This window comes from Bradyrhizobium sp. Bra78 (genome assembly GCF_024519855.1).
Classification (GTDB): domain Bacteria; phylum Pseudomonadota; class Alphaproteobacteria; order Rhizobiales; family Xanthobacteraceae; genus Bradyrhizobium; species Bradyrhizobium japonicum_G.
The window spans coordinates 60985-75906 of record NZ_JALJRE010000003.1 but is presented as its reverse complement, the minus strand read 5'-3'; the positions used below and the strand labels follow the sequence as shown (position 1 = coordinate 75906).

The 14922-nt window shown below is 64.7% G+C and carries 17 protein-coding genes; 11 read left to right on the top strand and 6 right to left on the bottom strand.

Translation table 11 applies throughout. The annotated features are described in order from the left end of the window. Positions 1-12: 12 nt before the first annotated feature. Positions 13-774: an SDR family NAD(P)-dependent oxidoreductase gene (locus OC450_RS07860; protein ID WP_211383223.1), complete on the top strand. Its 762-nt coding sequence runs from the start codon at positions 13-15 to the stop codon at positions 772-774. 419 nt (positions 775-1193) lie between these two features. Here the strand turns inward: OC450_RS07860 and OC450_RS07855 are convergent, their stop codons facing one another. From OC450_RS07855 to OC450_RS07830, 6 genes are all read right to left on the bottom strand, one after another. Continuing rightward, a complete protein-coding gene (locus OC450_RS07855) occupies positions 1194-2030 on the bottom strand; it encodes an ABC transporter substrate-binding protein (protein ID WP_211383224.1) in 837 nt (278 codons plus the stop codon). A 64-nt stretch (positions 2031-2094) separates the two neighbouring features. Then, positions 2095-2583: a MaoC family dehydratase gene (locus OC450_RS07850; RefSeq protein ID WP_262047603.1), complete on the bottom strand. Its 489-nt coding sequence runs from the start codon at positions 2581-2583 to the stop codon at positions 2095-2097. A gap of 10 nt (positions 2584-2593) precedes the next feature. Beyond that, positions 2594-4177, bottom strand: coding sequence for an acyl CoA:acetate/3-ketoacid CoA transferase (locus OC450_RS07845; RefSeq protein WP_211383226.1), 1584 nt, complete (start codon positions 4175-4177; stop codon positions 2594-2596). A gap of 16 nt (positions 4178-4193) precedes the next feature. Then, entirely contained in the window at positions 4194-5336 is a 1143-nt protein-coding gene (locus OC450_RS07840; protein WP_256806226.1) for an acyl-CoA dehydrogenase family protein, read from the bottom strand. A gap of 14 nt (positions 5337-5350) precedes the next feature. Next, positions 5351-5719 carry a tautomerase family protein gene (locus tag OC450_RS07835; RefSeq protein WP_211383228.1) on the bottom strand — a complete coding sequence of 123 codons (369 nt, stop codon included), beginning with the start codon at positions 5717-5719 and terminating at the stop codon, positions 5351-5353. A 3-nt stretch (positions 5720-5722) separates the two neighbouring features. Then, positions 5723-6832: a LacI family DNA-binding transcriptional regulator gene (locus OC450_RS07830; RefSeq protein ID WP_262047602.1), complete on the bottom strand. Its 1110-nt coding sequence runs from the start codon at positions 6830-6832 to the stop codon at positions 5723-5725. 184 nt (positions 6833-7016) lie between these two features. Between OC450_RS07830 and dapA the strand changes: the two genes are divergently transcribed. The 10 genes from dapA (at position 7017) to OC450_RS07780 (ending at position 14912) form a co-directional block, all read left to right on the top strand. Then, entirely contained in the window at positions 7017-7925 is a 909-nt protein-coding gene (dapA, locus tag OC450_RS07825) for a 4-hydroxy-tetrahydrodipicolinate synthase (RefSeq protein WP_262047824.1), read from the top strand. 15 nt (positions 7926-7940) lie between these two features. Then, on the top strand, positions 7941-9131 hold the full coding sequence (locus OC450_RS07820) for a CaiB/BaiF CoA transferase family protein (protein WP_262047601.1): 1191 nt from the start codon (positions 7941-7943) through the stop codon (positions 9129-9131). Then, positions 9128-10291, top strand: a complete 1164-nt coding sequence (locus OC450_RS07815) for an acyl-CoA dehydrogenase family protein (protein ID WP_211383231.1) — start codon at positions 9128-9130, stop codon at positions 10289-10291. The genes OC450_RS07820 and OC450_RS07815 overlap by 4 nt, the downstream gene beginning before the upstream one ends. A 9-nt stretch (positions 10292-10300) precedes the next feature. Next, positions 10301-10708, top strand: coding sequence for a MaoC/PaaZ C-terminal domain-containing protein (locus OC450_RS07810; protein ID WP_211383232.1), 408 nt, complete (start codon positions 10301-10303; stop codon positions 10706-10708). 3 nt (positions 10709-10711) lie between these two features. Further along, a complete protein-coding gene (locus tag OC450_RS07805) occupies positions 10712-11143 on the top strand; it encodes a MaoC family dehydratase (RefSeq protein WP_211383233.1) in 432 nt (143 codons plus the stop codon). Then, on the top strand, positions 11140-12093 hold the full coding sequence (locus OC450_RS07800) for a dihydrodipicolinate synthase family protein (RefSeq protein ID WP_211383234.1): 954 nt from the start codon (positions 11140-11142) through the stop codon (positions 12091-12093). Before OC450_RS07805 ends, OC450_RS07800 begins: the two co-directional genes overlap by 4 nt. An 11-nt stretch (positions 12094-12104) precedes the next feature. Next, positions 12105-12407 carry a DUF4286 family protein gene (locus tag OC450_RS07795; protein WP_211383235.1) on the top strand — a complete coding sequence of 101 codons (303 nt, stop codon included), beginning with the start codon at positions 12105-12107 and terminating at the stop codon, positions 12405-12407. A 123-nt stretch (positions 12408-12530) separates the two neighbouring features. Further along, positions 12531-13367 carry an ABC transporter substrate-binding protein gene (locus OC450_RS07790; RefSeq protein WP_211383236.1) on the top strand — a complete coding sequence of 279 codons (837 nt, stop codon included), beginning with the start codon at positions 12531-12533 and terminating at the stop codon, positions 13365-13367. Between the two features lie 16 nt (positions 13368-13383). Beyond that, entirely contained in the window at positions 13384-14115 is a 732-nt protein-coding gene (locus tag OC450_RS07785) for an amino acid ABC transporter permease (RefSeq protein ID WP_211383237.1), read from the top strand. Continuing rightward, positions 14112-14912 (top strand): amino acid ABC transporter ATP-binding protein, encoded by an 801-nt coding sequence (locus OC450_RS07780; RefSeq protein ID WP_211383238.1) that lies wholly within the window; start codon positions 14112-14114, stop codon positions 14910-14912. The genes OC450_RS07785 and OC450_RS07780 overlap by 4 nt, the downstream gene beginning before the upstream one ends. Positions 14913-14922: the final 10 nt, after the last annotated feature.

Genomic DNA, 14922 nt, shown 5'->3' with positions numbered 1-14922 from the left:
AGGAATTTGGCCATGGATCTGGGACTCAAGGGAGCCAAGGTACTCGTCACGGGAAGCACCAAGGGAATCGGCCGCGCGATCGCCGAGACATTCGCTGCCGAAGGCGCTGATGTCGGGGTGTGCTCCCGCAATCTGGCCGAGGTCGAGAGCACGGTCGCCGCACTCAAGACCAGGGGCGTCGCGGCCTATGGCGGCGCCGTCGACGTTGCCGACGCGGCCGTACTGAAGGCCTGGGTCGGGGATATGGCGGCAAAGCTCGGCGGCATCGACGTCGTCGTCGCCAATGTCAGCGCGCTTGCGATCGGGCAGGACGACGAAAGCTGGGAGAAGGAATTCTCGACCGACATGATGGGCACGGTCCGGCTGGTGAATGCGTCCATGCCCTATCTTGAGAAGAGCGCGGCTGGCGCGATCGTCACCATATCGAGCGTCTCAGGGCGCGAGGTCGATTTCGCCGCCGGTCCCTACGGCACCTTCAAGGCAGCGATCATCCACTACACCCAGGGACTCGCCAATCAGCTCGCGGGGAAGAATATCCGCGCCAACTCGGTTTCCCCAGGCAATACCTATTTCGACGGCGGGGTCTGGAACATGATCAAGGACAACAATCCCGAGCTCTACAAGACGGCGCTGGCACTCAACCCAACGGGGCGGATGGGTACGCCACAGGAAATGGCCAACGCCGTAGTGTTTCTCGCCAGCCGCGCGGCCAGCTTCATCACCGGGACGAACCTCGTTGTCGATGGCGCACTCACGCGTGGGGTGCAGTTGTAGGAAAACGCGGCGGCGTTTGCCTCGTGTTGGCCCTCGCTAACAGCCGTTTCCGGCCCTTCGCGTTGGGGCACGCAGCTTCACGCCGTCAGCGAACCACGCGAGGAACGTGGAGTTTGAACGGGCGTGGTCCGCATCGGCGTACTGGATTTCTCCGAGGCCGTGGGGGCGGCGTCCCGAAGGCATAGCCGCATCGGCGTCGGTGAGACGTATCACCAGCCGGCCGATCGTGCTCTAGCCTGAGCCGGACTCTCCAACCAGGCCGAGCGTCTCGCCGCGCCGGATTTCGAAGCCCACATTCTTCGCGGCTGCGACCTCGGCCTCCGAGCTGAACAGTCGTTGCCACGATAGGTCTTCGCAAGTCCATTCGCCGCACAGACGATCGGTTCGTCCTCGTTGGCTATGCGCACGAAGCGCGGGGATCAATTGGTGGGCCCCTCGCCACGGATGGCAAAAGTGGTGGCCTTGAGCTTGGTCATGCCGAATTTATCGAACAGCTTGTCATAGGTGCCGTCGGCGCGGGTCGCCGTCAGCGCGTCCGCGAAAGCCTGCGCGAGCAGCTTGTCACGGAAGGCGAAGGTGATGTCGGTGCCGGCGATGTCGCGGACCCAGATCTTGGCGATGCCCTTCTGCTCGAGCGCGTTGGCGGTTTCGTTGATGTTTAGCGCGGCCTCGAGCTGACCGGCGCGTAACGCCGCAGAAGTCGCGGTGACGGTGGTGAAGGTGCGGAGCTCGATCGGCTTGAGGCCCTTGGCGACCATCTCGGTGTTGAATTCGCGTGCCTTGCGTTCCGTGTAGGTCGCCGATTCCACGCCCACCACGCGTCCGGCCAGATCCTCGAACTTTTCCAGCTTCAGGCTGGAGGATGGATCGGTATAGATGCTGATCGCCTGCTGCGCGTAAGGAACGAGGTAGAACATCTTGGAGCGCTCCTCGGTCCAGAACAGGCCGGTGTTGATGGCATCGAAGCGGCCCGAGCGCAACGCCGGGATCATCGGCGGGAAGTCCATGCGCAGGAACACCGCCTCGACGCAGATGCGCTTGGCGATCTCGCGGGCGAGCTCGACATTGAGGCCCTGCAGCTCGCCCTTGTCGTCGACGAATTGCTGCGGCGGCAGCGTCGGGTTGATCGACATCTGCCATTTCGGCGCCTCGATCAGGCTCGATGCCGGCACCTTTGGCGTGCAGGTCTGGGCGCCAGCCGCCTGGGACAGGCCGATCAGAAGGGTGAGGGCGGAGAAGGTTTTTGGAAATCGCATCAGAACACTCCTGTCAAATCATGGTGGCAGTTGAGCCGTCTTCGGTCCGACGTCTTCCTCGTTGTCATTTGGCGGCCGTCGCGCCGCGATCGGCCTGCCGGGTCAGGATCAGCGAGATGTGGCGGGCCGCGGTCACCACCTCGTCGCGCTGATTGAGAAGGTCGAGCGTCTCGATGACGATCCCGCGCTCGGGATTCCGGGTCGGCCGCTTCTCGACGAAGCGGAAGCGCACGCGCAAGGCGTCGCCGGCGACGATCGGCGCCTTGAACCGCACCTCGTCCCAGCCGAGCGAGGCGACCGAGGTCTCCTCGTAGAGTTTCAGCTCCGACTTCAACCCCTCCATCAGCGACAGGCCGAACAGGCCATGGCCGATCACGGCGGGAAAGCCGCGCGAGCGCGCATAAGCAGAATCGACATGGAGCGGATGGTGATCGCGGGTGACGTCGGCAAAGGTTGCGATATCAGCCTCCGTCACGATGTGCACGGCGGTCTCGAACTCGGCGCCGAGCGAAATGTCCTCATAACGGAGATTGATGGAGGCGCTGGCGTCCATGCGTGTCCCCTCAGGCGACCTTGCGCGGCCGCGCTGGCAGGGCCTTGAAACTCTGTGCGATCCCCATCGGTCCCGAGCGGAAGATGCGCGGGTCCATATCCTTCAGTTGCGGGCTGATGCGCGGACGGAAGCCCATATGCGCAAGGATGTCCTCCTCCAGCCGAACGCCCGGTGCGATCTCGGTCAGGGTCACGCTGCCGTTCTCGAGCTCGAACACGGCGCGCTCGGTCACATAGCTGACGTGCTGGCCGCGTTGTGCAGCGAACGAGGCGCTGAAGCTGATCTGGCCGACGTGCGGGACGAATTTGCGGAAAGCGCCGTCGCGCCGGATCGCGAGGCGGCCGTTCTCGACGCCGACATCGAACTTGCCGCCTGTCATGGTGCCGCTGAAGATCAGCCGCCGTGCGTTCTGGGTAATGTCGATGAAGCCGCCGGAGCCGTCGCGGCGTTCGCCGAAGCGGGTGACGTTGACGTTGCCAACCTCGTCGACCTCGGCGAAGGAGAGGAAGGCGCAGGACAGCCCGCCGCCGTCGTAGAAGTCGAACTGATAGGCCTGGTCGAGAATGACGCGCGGATTGATGGCAGTGCCGAATTCGCGCGCATGGCCGGGCACGCCGCCGACCACGCCGGATTCCACCGTCAGCGTGATCAGGTCGGAAATGCCTTCTTCCGCCGCGACGTTTGGGATCATCGCGGAGATGCCGACGCCGAGATTGACGACGTCGCGCGGGCGCAGCTCGAAGGCGGCCCGGCGGGCGATCACCCGGCGCTCGGTAAGTGGATCGGGCGTGATCATCACCTCCGGCACGCGGCTATCGCCGCAGCGCGCCGGGTCGTAGACGGTGCCGTAGGTCTGCATCTGCTCGGGGTCGAGTACGACGTGGTCGATCAGGAATCCGGGGATCTTGACCATCTGCGGATGGATCGAGCCGCGCTTCACGATCCGCTTCACCTGGCAAATCACGGTGCCGCCGGCATTGTGCACGGCTTGCGCGATCGAGAGATCCTCGCGCGTCGTGCCCTCGTGCTCCATGCTGATATAGCCGTCCTCGTCGGCGGAGGTGCCGCGGATGACGGCGACATCAGGCGGGGCGGGGACGCGGTAGAGCAAATACGACTGGCCGTTCAGCTCGAGCAGATCGACCAGCGGCGCTCTGGTGCGCTTGTTCATGCGGCCGCCGTCCTGACGCGGGTCCATGTAGGTGTCGAGGCCGACATGGGTGAGCACGCCAGGATGTTTCGCTGCCATGGCGCGGCAGAGCTGGCTCATGACGCCTTGCGGAAAATTGTAGGCGTCGATCAACTCGTCGCGGACCAGCCTCATGAACGGCACCTGGAGGCCGAAATTGCCGCCGATCACGCGTGCGATCATGCCTTCATGGGCAAGATGGCACAGTCCCTTCTCGGTCACCGCACCGACGCCGGTGATGTTGATCAGCGTCAGATTGTGCGGACCCTGGCCGTCGAGGAAGCGCTGCTCCAGCGCGCCGAGGATGGATTCGGCGACGCCGGTACCGCCATTGCCGCCGACGATCAGCGTGTCGGTGTCACGGATGAGACCCGCGGCCTCTGCAGCGGTGATGATACTCAGCATGTGCGCTTGCTCCGCATCATGCGGCGTCCTTCTCGATCTGGCGGGCGATGATGAGCCGCTGGATCTGGTTGGTGCCCTCGTAGATCTGGGCAAGGCGCACATCGCGGAAGATGCGCTCGATGCGGTATTCGCGCGAATAGCCGTTACCGCCGTGGATCTGGAGCGCGTTGGAGACGTGCTTCATCGCCATATCGGTCGTGAACAGTTTTGCCTGCGCGGCTTCCTTGGCGATCGGGTCGCCGGCATCATGCAGGCGTGCGGCGTGGTGGATCAGAAGCCGCGCAGCGGCGATGTCGGTCGACATGTCCGCGAGCATGAACTGCACCGCCTGGAAGCCGATGATGGCCTGGCCGAACTGCTTGCGGTCGCGGGCGTACGCCGTGGCGTCCTCGAAGGCGGCCTGGGCCATGCCCAGCGCCATCGAAGCCATCATCAGCCGGCTGAAGTTGAAATTGCTCATCGCCATCTTGAAGGCCTGGTTCTCGGGGCCCATCACGCTGTCGGCCGGCAGCTGCACGTCGGAAAACGTGATCTGGCAGTCGTCGAGGCCGTGCATGCCGAGAAGCTCCTCGTTCCTGCCGCGTGTGATGCCGGGCAGGGCACCGTCGACGAGGAGGCAGGAGATGGCGCGATGGCCTGCGTCCGCGCCGGTGCGCGCGAACACCATGATGCGGTCGGCGACGCCGCCGAGCGTCACCCAGGCCTTGGTGCCGTTCAGCCGCCACCCATTGCCATCACGCACCGCATGGGTGCGGATGCCCGCGACGTCGGAGCCGTGATCCGGCTCGGAGACGGCGGTGGCGGGGATGATGTCGCCGCTCAGGATTTGTGGGATCAGCGCCTTGTGCGCGTCGGTGCCGTGATGGTCGAAGAACAATGCCGCTTCGACGGGAATGGCAAACGCATTGGCGACCGCGCCGGAGCAGCGCGCCAGCTCCTCCATCGCGATGCAGGCCGCGACCGCGTCGAGGCCGGCGCCGCCCGCGCCTTCGCGCAGGCAAATGCCGAACAGGCCGAGATCGGCCATGCCCTTGTATAGCGCGCGGTCGAAGCGGTCCTCGCGGTCGATCGCGGCCGCGCGCGGCAGGATCTCGGCCTCCGCGAAACGGCGGGCGGTCTCGCGCAGCGCTTTCTGGTCTTGGTTATAGAAGCGATCCATGGCGTGCGGTCCCATCAGTCGCTGGCAAGCTTGGAATCGTGGGCGACTTCGCTCTTGTCGCGATCGATGAAGTAGACCGCGACATCGTCGCCCGGCACGCCATAGGCGTTGCACACGCCGCGGGTCAGGGCGATGGCGGCGGCGCGGCGCTCGGCTTCGCTGCGGCGGAATGCGTGCACCTTGAGCAGGATGCGCTGGCCGCCGTCCTGAGCCGCCATCGTGCCGGCATGCGCGTAGTCATCAGGCGAGATCGGGAGGAAGTAGAGCGTGACCGTGTCCGCGCCGACGCCGAACGCCGACATCAGGCCGTCGGTCACGGACCTCGCCAGAGCGGCCTTGCGTTGCGGCGGAACTTGCGGGGCGAGCACTTCGACATAGGGCATCGGTCAGACCTTCGCGGATTTGGCCGCAGACGATTTGGACGGGGACTTGGCGGCTGACGGCTTGGCGGTTGACGGCTTGGGCTTGCCGGCCCTAGTGCTGGCGACTTCGATCCGACGACAGGAGTCGCGCTGCACGAGGCGAGCGCCGACGCGGTATTCGCGAACGCCATCATTGCCGGTGCTCTTCGCATCCATGCGCTGCAGCAGCCGGTCGACAGCGAGGTTGGCGAGATCGCGTGCGCCATTGTCGACGATGCTGATCGCGGGGCGGTGCCATTCGAACCACGGCATGTCCTCGTAGCAGAGCAGCGAGAGATCGTCGGGGACCGCGATGTTTCGCTCCGCGATGACGCGCAGCACGCCAAGCGTGGCCTCGTGATTGGCCACGAAGATCGCGCTGGGCGGACGAGGGAGGTCGAGCAGCTTGCGGCAGGACGTCGCGCCGGTCTCGGGCACGAAATGGCCGGCATGAATCAATGTGTCGTCGACGGGGATGCCGGCCTCGCGCAGCGCGCGGACATAGCCGGATAACCGCTCGCGGCCCGACGTGGTGTCCTGGCGGCCGACGATCAGCCCGACGCGCTTGTGCCCGAGCTCGATCAGATGGCGCGTGCCGAGATAGGCGCCTTGCGGGTCGTCGGCGAGCACGGTCTCGAGGTCGGTCGCGTCATCGCGCCGCACCAGGCAGACGATCGGGACATCCTTTGCCAAGGCCTTGAGCTGCGCGCCGTTCTTGCCGGTGGGGACGACGATCAGTCCGTCGATACGGTGGTCGACCAGCGTGGTGAGCGTGTCGCTCTCCTGCTGCGCGTCGTCGCCGCCGATGCACAGCAGCATCTGGTAACCCACTGCCTTCAGGCGCGCCTGCATCACTTCGGCCATCACCTGGAACGAGGCGTTGGTGAGATTGTGGACCAGGAGCGCGACGAGCCGCGACTGACCGGTCTTCAATCCGCGCGCGATCGGATTCGGCCGATAGCCGAGCTCGCGCGCGATGCGCGTCAGGCGCTGCTGCGTGCGCTCGCTGGTCAGGCCGGTTCCAGTCAGTGCGCGCGATGCGGTGCTGACTGAAACGCGGGCCGCCTGTGCCACATCTTTGAGCGTGACGCTCATCAAACCTGCCGATAGACTGCAAACGATTGCAGAAACGCTATGGGCTATTCCCGCAAGGATCAAGCCCAAAATATGGATGGTGTTGCTCAATGCAGAGCCAGTTACGCAATCGATTGCATAACGGTTGCGGATATTCCGCAGGGCGCCGTCTTTCTTCCAGTTCACCAGATCGCCCGGCAGTTCCCTGATGAAGAAGTTTCGCGGCACCTACACCGTCATGATCACCCCGTTTACGCCGGCCGGCGAGATCGATGTCGCGTCACTGCGCGCCTTCGTCGATTGGCAGATCGCCGAAGGAATTCATGGGTTGATCCCGCTCGGCTCGACCGGTGAGTTCCTGTCTCTCGACGACGATGAGAAGGCGCTGGTCGCCGAGGTCGTCATTGCTCAGGCTGCAGGCCGCGTGCCCGTTCTGATCGGCACCGGCGCGGAAGATACGCGCGAGGTGGTGCGACTCAGTCGCCATGCCGAAAAACTGGGCGCGGACGGCGTGATGATCATCCCGCCGTTCTACTCGACCCCGACCGACGACGAGCTCGTCCATCACTACAAGACGGTTGCGGATGCGATCTCGCTACCGATCATGGTCTACAACAACCCGGCAACCGCCAATGTCGACCTGAAGCCACCGCTCGTGGCGCGCATCTCCGAGATCGACAATTGTCTCTACATCAAGGAGTCGACGCTTGAGGTGACGCGCGTGCGCGACATCATCCGGCTCTGCGGCGACCGGATGACGGTGTTCGGCGGCATCCTCGGCTTCGAGTCGTTCGTCGAAGGCGCACAGGGGTGGGTGGCGGTCGCCTCCAACGTGGCGCCCGCCGCAATGGCGCGCATCTTCAGCCTCGTTGCCGATGATGGCGCGATCAAGCAGGCGCGGGAGCTCTATCTGAAATACCTGCCGCTGATCGAATTCGTGGGCGGCCAGGCCTATGTCGCCGGCAGCAAGGCGTTGCTCGGTCATATGGGTCTTGCGGTCGGCAATCCGCGTCCGCCACGGCTGCCGCTGCCGGCTGCGCAGGACGCCGCCGCCCGCGCCCTGGTCAAGACGTTCGATCTGGCGTGGCGCGGCACGCCAATCGCGGCTGCTTAAATTGGGTGTGAACGGATGAACCTGCTCGACGGCGTCAAAGTACTGAGTTTCAATCATTACCTCGCGGGCCCGTTGGCCGCGCAGACGCTTGCCGACCTCGGCGCCGACGTCATCGCGGTCGAGCCGATCGAGGGCGCGTTTCAGCGCAACTGGGCGGTTGCGAACCATTTTGTCGCCGGCGACAGCGTCAATCACCTTGCCACCGGGCGCAACAAGCGCAGCCTGGCCGTCGATCTCAAGCATCCCGATGGCATTGCCGCGGTGAAGAAGCTGGTCGCCACCTCCGATGTGGTGATGGAGAATTTCCGGCCGGGCACCATGGCCAAGCTTGGCCTCGGCTACGACACGTTGAAAGCAATCAACCCTGGCCTAATCTACGCCGTCGCGACCGGGTTCGGATCGGATGGGCCCTACAAGGAGCGCCCGGGCCAGGATCTCCTGCTTCAGGCGATGTCGGGTCTTGCGATGCGAACCGGACGCGCCGACGGCGAGCCGACGGCGGTTGGCGCGGTGATCGTCGACCAGCATGCCGCCTCGCTCTATGCCATGAGCATTCTGGCGGCGCTGTTCGCCAGGACCAGGACCGGGAAGGGGCAGCTCGTCGAGGTCAACCTCTATCAGGCCGCCCTCGATCTCCAGGTCGAACCGCTGACCGCCTGGCTCAACGGCGCGCCGTCGCCGACCTCGCGCGGTCCGGCCGGTATTGCGGCCTGGTTCAGCCCCGGGCCGTACGGCATTCACGCGACCGCCGACGGTCATCTCGCGATCTCCATGGCTTCGCCCAAGGCATTGGCAATAGCGCTTGCCAGCGATGCCTTGCAGCAGTTTGGCGACGCCGACAGCTTTTCGAAGCGCGAGGAGATTACGGGCATCGTCGCGGCGCGGCTGAAGCAGAAGCCGACCGCGGAATGGCTGCCGGTGCTCGAAGCCGCGCGGGTCTGGCACGCGCCCGTGCAGGACTATCGCGACCTCGAGACCGATCCCCAGCTCAACCATCTCGGTGTGTTCAAGACCGCCGAAAGTGCAGGGGGCGCGCCAATCCGCATGGTCGCGCATCCCGCGCGCTATGACGGCCGGACGCCGGAGGTGCGGCTGGTGCCGCAGCGGCTAGGTGCGCAGACCCGCGAAGTGCTCGGCGAGATCGGCTACGGCGCTGCCGACATTGACGCGATGATTGCTGGCAAGGCGGTGGGAGCGGCGCGATGATCGACTTTTCAGTCCCTGAGGATACCCGCCTCCTGGTCGATACCGTCCGCCGGTTCGTCGAGACGGAGGTGCAGCCGCTCGAGGACGAGGTGGAGCGGACGGCAACGGTGCCGGCCGATGTGCTGGCGGTCACCAAGGCCAAGGCGCAGAAGCTCGGCCTTTACGCAATGAACATGCCGGCGGATGTCGGCGGTGGCGGGCTGTCCTGTGTCGAGCATTGTCTCGTCGAGGAAGAATTCGGCAAGACCTCCGATGCGTTGATCCGCCGTGTGTTCGGCCAGGTCTATCCGATGCTGATGGCGTGCAAGGGCGACCAGGTGGAACGTTACCTTCTGCCGACGGTCAAGGGCGACAAGATCTGCGCCATGGCGATCACCGAGCCGGGGGCCGGCTCCGACGCGGCATCGATCAACACGACCGCTCATCTCGATGGCGACGAGTGGGTGCTCAATGGCACCAAGCATTTCATCAGTGACGGCGACATCGCCGACTACGTGATCCTGATGGCGCTGACCGACAAGGAGAAGCGTGCGCGGGGCGGCATCACGCTGTTCCTGGTCGACCGCGGCACGTCCGGCTTCAAGGTTGCGCGGACCCAGCCGATGATGGGCCATCGCGGCTACGGCCATGCCGAGTTGACCTTCGAGGACTGCCGTATCCCGAAAGCGGCCGTGCTCGGCGAGGTCGGCGGCGGCTTCAAGCTGATCATGCAGAGCGTACTGCAGATCCGCCTTGCCCATATCGGCGCCCGCGCCGTCGGCATGGCGCAGCGTGCGCTCGAGATGATGCGCAAGCATGCCGGCGAGCGGCGCCAGTTCGGCCAGGCCATCGGGGATTTCCAGATGGTGCAGAAGCTGATCGCCGATTCCGCCACGGAGATATTCGGCGTCAAGATGATGGTGATGAATGCCGCCTGGGACATCGATCAGGGGCGGGATGCGCGCGACAAGGTCTCGATGATCAAGGTTGCGGCCTCCGAGATGCAGGGCCGCGTCGTGGATCGCGCTATCCAGGTGTTCGGCGGCATGGGTTTCAGCAAGGACCTGCCGCTGGAGCGCATGTATCGCGATGCCCGCGTCACCCGCATCTATGACGGCACCTCCGAAATCCACCGCATGCTGGTCGCGCGCAGCACGATCAAGAACGGCTTGCAGCTCTAGGGAAGACCGATGTCTCACGCACCTCTCAAGCCCGGCGCCGCCTTTGCCTTCCGCAAGACCATGACGGTCGCAGAGCAGGCGATGTTCACCGGCATCAGCGGCAATCTCGGTGGTCTCTATGTCGATGCCGTCCGCGCCAAAAAGGCCGGCGCCTCAAACATGGTCGCCTTCGAGCTCGCAGTCGGCGGTCTCGCCACCACCTGCCTCAGCCAGCTCGGCGGACCGACGCGGCGGATCGGCAGCATCGCGCTGACTTTCGCCGCCCCCGTGATCGTCGGCGAGTCCGTCGAGGCCAAGGCCGAAATCGTCTCGGTTGCCGGCGACGACGCGGTCTGCCGGGTCACCTGCACGCTGTCGCCCTCGGGGGTGACCGTGGTGGACGGCACCGCGACGCTGGTTCCGTTCGCGAAGGGCTGAGCCATGTACGAGCCGAAATCCTTCGACGATCTCAAGGTGAACGACAGGGTCAGCCTCAGCAAGACCATCACCGAGGCGGACGGCGCGCTCTACATTGCCGCCACCGGCGATTTCGGACCTGTCCATGTCGACGAGGTCTATGCGGGCGCAACGCGCTTCGGTCGCCGGCTGGCGCCGGGGATCATGGTCGCCGGCCTCTGCACCAGTGTACTCACCAGCGAGCTCGTTGGCACCATCGGCGTCTCTGTCGAGGATCGGTTCTGGTTCACCGGCCCGGTGTTCTACGGCGATACGCTCACATTCGACGTCTGGATCGCCGAGCAGCACGACGAGACCCGCACCATCATCTGGGAGGCAAGCGCCCGCAACGAGGGCGGCCTCGAGGTGCTGAAGGCACGCGCGAGCCTGAAATTCCCGCGCCGGAAACCGTCATGAGCAAGCCGATGAAGAAACCTGACTTGCGCGGCGTCACGGTCGCAACCGTGCTGCCCTTCAAGGACGACAGCTCGATCGACTGGGACGGCTACGCCCGCGTGCTCGACTATTGCGCCTGTCCGGACGGAATCGCGGCGGTGTTCGTCAACGGACATGCCGGCGAGGGCGGGTCGCTCTCGGACGACGAGCGACAGGCGGTGATCGAGCGGACGCGCCGGCATATCGGTGGCAAGCCGCTGCTTTCGGGTATCATCGCTCATTCGACCGCGGAGGCGATCCATCAGGCGCAGCTCGCGGAAGCCGCCGGCGCCGATTGCGCCGTGTTATTCCCGCCGGCACCGCTCGGCGGCGGTGCATCGGCGACCTCGCGCGCGCCGGTGGCTTACGTGCTGGCTATCAGTTCCGCCATCGGCATTCCGGTGTCGATCTTCCAGTATCCGCTGGCGTCCGGACTTGGCTATTCGCCGGAGACGCTGGCGAAGATCGCAGGCCTCGACAGCGTCATCGCTATCAAGGAGGGCAGCGACACCATCTTCGCCTATGACGAGAACCGGCGCGCGGTGAAGCGGGCCGACCCGTCCGTCGCGATCCTGCCGTCGAATTTCAACTGGTTCCTGCCGCAGCTTGCCGTCGGCGGCGACGGCATTCTCTCGGGTCTCGTCAGCCTCGCGCCGGATCTGTTCGTCGCGCTCTGGCAGGCTTCGCTCGCCGACGATCTCAAGGCGATGCGCGCCGTCAACGAGCGGCTCTATCCGATCGTCCGGGCGATCTATGGACCAGCGCCGATCATGGACATGCACACGCGCATGAAGGTCGGGCTGAGGGTGCTCGGCCTGATCCGCAATGCGGATCCGCGGCCGCCGTTGCTGCCGGTCCTGCCTGCGTTGTGCGACGCCATCGCGACGACCGTCGGAGCGGCGCGCGCGGCCGGCGACATCCGTTTGGCGTGACGGAGGCGCTGATGCCGGACGAGGCCTTCATCCACATCGTGCGGGTCGATATCGATCCGGAGCACGAAGCTGCGTTCAACGCCTGGTACGAGCAGAGGCATTTTCCCGATCTGCTCGCCTGTCCCGGCTGGCTGTCGGCAAAGAGATTCGTCTCGATCGGCGACGGACCAAAATACGCGGCCATGTACGAAGTCGCGGGACGATGGGCGTTCGAGACGCCGGAATTCCACAAGGTGAAGGGCTTCGGTCCGTTCGAATCCCTGGTGAAGAACTTCATGCGAATCCAGCTCAAGCCGATGTCGGGACCGGCCTGAGAGGGACGAAGACGATGCTGCCTGTCGTGTCGCAAGATCCGGCCCGCCGCATCCAAGAAACATTGAGGGGGAATCCCGGGCGAGGGACTGCATCGCTCATTGGCGTCTTACCGGAGGTATTATATGCTCTCGACACTGCTTCGCTTGAGTGCCGTTGCCGCACTCGTTCTCGCGCCCGCTGCGGCGCGTGCCGCCTGCACGCCCGCGATCAGCGACGACAATCTGATCGCACCGGGGAAATTGCAGCTCTCCATCAACCCGACCAATCCGCCGCAGCAATTCGTCGACAAGGACGGCCAGTTGCAGGGCCTCAACGTGGAACTCGCCGCCGAGCTCGGCAAGCGGTTGTGTCTTCCGGTCGAACTCGTCCGGATGGATTTTCCGGCGATGATTCCGGCGATGGGCGCGGGCCGCATCGACGGCATCGACACCGGCATGTTCTGGACCGAGGAACGCTCGAAGCTGATGTACATGGTGCCGTACGCCATTCAAGCCATCTCGGTCGTGGTTGCGCCTGACAGCGGCATAACAATTGCTAATGAATCCGACCTGACCGGAAAAACATCCGCGGTTGAGGTCAGCACCTACCAGATGAATTGGCTCAAGAAGCTCAGCGATACCAGCGTGGCAAAGGGCGGCGGGGCGATCGAGATGCGCACGTTTCCGACGGCGACCAACGTCGTGAGCGCGCTGCTCGCAGGGCAGGTGGACAATGCGCTGCTCGTGGACAGCGTGGCACGCGATCTCGTCGGCCGCGGCCGCGTCAAGGAAGTGCTGAGCGGGCTCGGCACGGCGCGCACCACGCTCGGCTTCCGCAACAAGATGGTGGTCGATGCCGTCGTCAAGGCGCTGAACGCGATGCGCGCCGACGGCTTCTATCAGGCATTGTTCGACAAGTTCGGCCTGACCAGCATGCCGGCCGATCAGCCGCTTGCGATCGCCGGCCCCGGTCCGGCCTAACCACGGAGACGAGCCGATGAGCCATTTCAGTCCGACGGCCGCCGTCAACTACTTCTTCAACTACTTCCTGATGAAGGGTGTGCTCGTCACCATCGGCCTGACGGTGGCGGCCGTCATCGGCGGATTGATCCTCGGCATGGGCATCGCGTTGATGCGCATGTCGTCCAACCCGGTTCTGTCAGGCTTCTCGCGCTTCTATATCTGGTTCTTCCGCGGCACGCCGCTGTTGATCCAGCTGGTGGTGATCTACAGCGGCTTGCCGCAACTCGGGATCAAGTTCTCCGTGATCACTTGCGCGCTGGTCGGCCTCATTCTCAACGAGGCGGCTTATCTGGCCGAGATCGTCCGCAGCGGCTTCATGGCCGTTTCGGCGGGGCAGCGCGAAGCCGCCTGGGCGCTCAGCCTGTCGCCATGGACGACGTTTCGCCGCGTGACCCTGCCGCAGGCATTCCGGCTGATGATCCCGCCGCTCGGCAACTCCATCAATTCGCTGCTGAAGGCGACTTCGCTCGCCTCGGTGATCTCGGTCGAGGAGCTGATGCGCCGCAGCGACATGCTGATGCAGGAGCATTTCCAGATCCTTGAAGTCTATGCGGCGGCCACGGCCTATTACCTGATCCTCACCTCTGTCTGGGATGCGATTCAGCGCCGGCTGGAGAAGCATTTTGGTCGGTCGAGCGCTGCGAAGTCCAGGCGGGTCGCGGCGAGGGCGCCGGTTGCGCAGGCGAGCGTGGAGGCCCGTGCATGAGCGAGATACCGAGGAATACGGTCAGCGTGAGGGGCGTCGAAGGTGCGCAGCCGCAGCTCCGCGAGGTACAGGCGGTTCGCATGGAGGCCGTCTACAAGCATTATGGCGACTTCACCGCCTTGAATGAGGTCGATCTCAAGGTCGCAAAGGGCGAGAAGATCGTGGTCTGCGGTCCCTCGGGCTCGGGCAAGTCGACGCTCATTCGCTGCATCAACCACATCGAGAAGCATGATGAGGGTCTGATCTACGTCAACGGTGTCGAGCTCGATCGCCAGCGCAAGAACATCGATGCGGTCAGGCGTGACACCGGCATGGTTTTCCAGAGCTTCAACCTGTTTCCGCACATGACGGTGCTGGAGAACTGCATCCTGGCGCCGATGACCGTGAACGGCATGACGGTGGCGGAGGCAAAGGACCTCGCCATGCATTTCCTCACCAAGGTTCGGATTCCGGATCAGGCCGAAAAATTTCCGGGGCAGCTCTCGGGTGGCCAGCAGCAGCGCGTCGCGATCGCACGCGCGCTGTGCATGCGGCCGAAGATCATGCTGTTCGACGAGCCGACCTCCGCGCTCGACCCCGAGATGGTCAAGGAGGTGCTCGAGACCATGAAGAAGCTCGCGGAAGAGGGCATGACCATGCTGTGCGTGACCCACGAGATGGGCTTCGCCCGCGAGGTCGCGGACCGCATCGTGTTCATGAATGAAGGAACAGTCGTCGAGCAGGCCGCGCCGGAGGAATTCTTCAAGCATCCGAAGTCCGAGCGGGCGCGGACGTTCCTCGACCAGATCATTCACTAGCCGGCGCGGC

Excerpts from the sequence above, each read along its gene's own strand:
- OC450_RS07850 (WP_262047603.1), bottom strand. The coding sequence starts at position 2,583 with ATGGACGCCAGCGCCTCCATCAATCTCCGTTATGAGGACATTTCGCTC.
- OC450_RS07840 (WP_256806226.1), bottom strand. The coding sequence starts at position 5,336 with ATGGATCGCTTCTATAACCAAGACCAGAAAGCGCTGCGCGAGACCGCC.
- OC450_RS07810 (WP_211383232.1), top strand. The coding sequence starts at position 10,301 with ATGTCTCACGCACCTCTCAAGCCCGGCGCCGCCTTTGCCTTCCGCAAG.
- OC450_RS07860 (WP_211383223.1), top strand. The coding sequence starts at position 13 with ATGGATCTGGGACTCAAGGGAGCCAAGGTACTCGTCACGGGAAGCACC.
- OC450_RS07830 (WP_262047602.1), bottom strand. The coding sequence starts at position 6,832 with ATGAGCGTCACGCTCAAAGATGTGGCACAGGCGGCCCGCGTTTCAGTC.
- OC450_RS07835 (WP_211383228.1), bottom strand. The coding sequence starts at position 5,719 with ATGCCCTATGTCGAAGTGCTCGCCCCGCAAGTTCCGCCGCAACGCAAG.
- OC450_RS07780 (WP_211383238.1), top strand. The coding sequence starts at position 14,112 with ATGAGCGAGATACCGAGGAATACGGTCAGCGTGAGGGGCGTCGAAGGT.
- OC450_RS07790 (WP_211383236.1), top strand. The coding sequence starts at position 12,531 with ATGCTCTCGACACTGCTTCGCTTGAGTGCCGTTGCCGCACTCGTTCTC.
- OC450_RS07795 (WP_211383235.1), top strand. The coding sequence starts at position 12,105 with ATGCCGGACGAGGCCTTCATCCACATCGTGCGGGTCGATATCGATCCG.
- OC450_RS07820 (WP_262047601.1), top strand. The coding sequence starts at position 7,941 with ATGAACCTGCTCGACGGCGTCAAAGTACTGAGTTTCAATCATTACCTC.
- OC450_RS07845 (WP_211383226.1), bottom strand. The coding sequence starts at position 4,177 with ATGCTGAGTATCATCACCGCTGCAGAGGCCGCGGGTCTCATCCGTGAC.
- OC450_RS07855 (WP_211383224.1), bottom strand. The coding sequence starts at position 2,030 with ATGCGATTTCCAAAAACCTTCTCCGCCCTCACCCTTCTGATCGGCCTG.
- OC450_RS07805 (WP_211383233.1), top strand. The coding sequence starts at position 10,712 with ATGTACGAGCCGAAATCCTTCGACGATCTCAAGGTGAACGACAGGGTC.
- OC450_RS07785 (WP_211383237.1), top strand. The coding sequence starts at position 13,384 with ATGAGCCATTTCAGTCCGACGGCCGCCGTCAACTACTTCTTCAACTAC.
- OC450_RS07800 (WP_211383234.1), top strand. The coding sequence starts at position 11,140 with ATGAGCAAGCCGATGAAGAAACCTGACTTGCGCGGCGTCACGGTCGCA.
- OC450_RS07815 (WP_211383231.1), top strand. The coding sequence starts at position 9,128 with ATGATCGACTTTTCAGTCCCTGAGGATACCCGCCTCCTGGTCGATACC.